The sequence below is a fragment of the Bacteroides sp. 1_1_30 genome, assembly GCF_020982715.1.
Lineage (GTDB): Bacteria > Bacteroidota > Bacteroidia > Bacteroidales > Bacteroidaceae > Bacteroides > Bacteroides xylanisolvens.
On record NZ_JAJKHN010000220.1, the window covers coordinates 1 to 1157 of the forward strand.

At 44.3% G+C, this 1157-nt stretch carries 1 protein-coding gene; it reads left to right on the forward strand.

All coding sequences use genetic code 11. The annotated features are described in order from the left end of the window. The first annotated feature begins 91 nt into the window (after nt 1–91). Nucleotides 92–1036 carry a nitronate monooxygenase family protein gene (locus LPH68_RS26305; RefSeq protein ID WP_151935389.1) on the forward strand — a complete coding sequence of 315 codons (945 nt, stop codon included), beginning with the start codon at nt 92–94 and terminating at the stop codon, nt 1034–1036. Nucleotides 1037–1157: the final 121 nt, after the last annotated feature.

The following is a 1157-nucleotide window of genomic DNA, read 5'->3' on the forward strand; positions in this document are numbered from 1 at the left end:
AAAGTGAGTAAAAAGGGATAATTATTAACTTGGAAATAAAGAGATAAAGAATTTACCACCAAATTTGACGAAGAACCATAAATTATTAATTATGAATAGAATTACTTCCCTTCTGGGTATTCAATATCCTATTATTCAAGGTGGTATGGTGTGGTGTAGCGGTTGGCGTCTTGCTTCTGCCGTGAGCAATGCCGGCGGATTGGGATTGATCGGTGCCGGTTCTATGCATCCGGACACTTTACGTGAACATATCCGTAAATGTAATGCGGCCACAAAATTTCCCTTTGGAGTGAATATCCCTTTGATGTATCCCCAAATAGAAGAGATTATGAATATTGTAGTGGAAGAGGGAGTGAAGATTGTTTTTACCTCTGCCGGAAACCCGAAAACGTGGACCGGATGGTTGAAGGAGCGTGGAATAATAGTTGTTCATGTCGTTTCATCTGCTCGTTTTGCTGTGAAATGTGAAGAAGCCGGGGTGGATGCAGTAGTAGCTGAAGGTTTCGAAGCCGGAGGGCATAATGGACGGGAGGAAACAACGACTTTCTGTTTGATTCCTGCTGTGCGTGAGGCTACTACATTGCCTTTGATAGCCGCGGGAGGTATTGGTACAGGAGAAGGAATACTGGCTGCTATGGTGTTGGGGGCGGAAGGTGTGCAAATAGGAACACGTTTTGCGCTGACTGAAGAAAGTTCAGCGAGTCCGGTATTTAAAGATTATTGCTTGAGTCTCGGTGAAGGGGATACTAAGTTGTTGTTGAAAAAGCTGGCTCCGACACGATTGGTAAAAAATGCTTTTCGTGAAGCGGTGGAGAAGGCTGAAGATAGTGGTGCAACTTCCGAGGAATTAAGAACTTTGCTCGGACGCGGACGTGCTAAGAAAGGTATCTTCGAAGGTGACTTGGAAGAAGGTGAACTGGAAATAGGCCAGGTCTCGGCAATAATATCCCGTCGACAGTCGGTGGCAGAGGTGATGAATGAATTGGTTGAATCTTATCGGCAAGCTGTGGAGAAAAAATATTTGTTTGAACGATAAATGATAATTTTGCGGAGTGCCCTGAAAGGGCTTAATTATATAGCGTAGGGCAACGCCCTACGTAAAAACGACAATCTGAATTTGCGCCCTGAAAGGGCATAATTGTATACAGTTCCGCCCT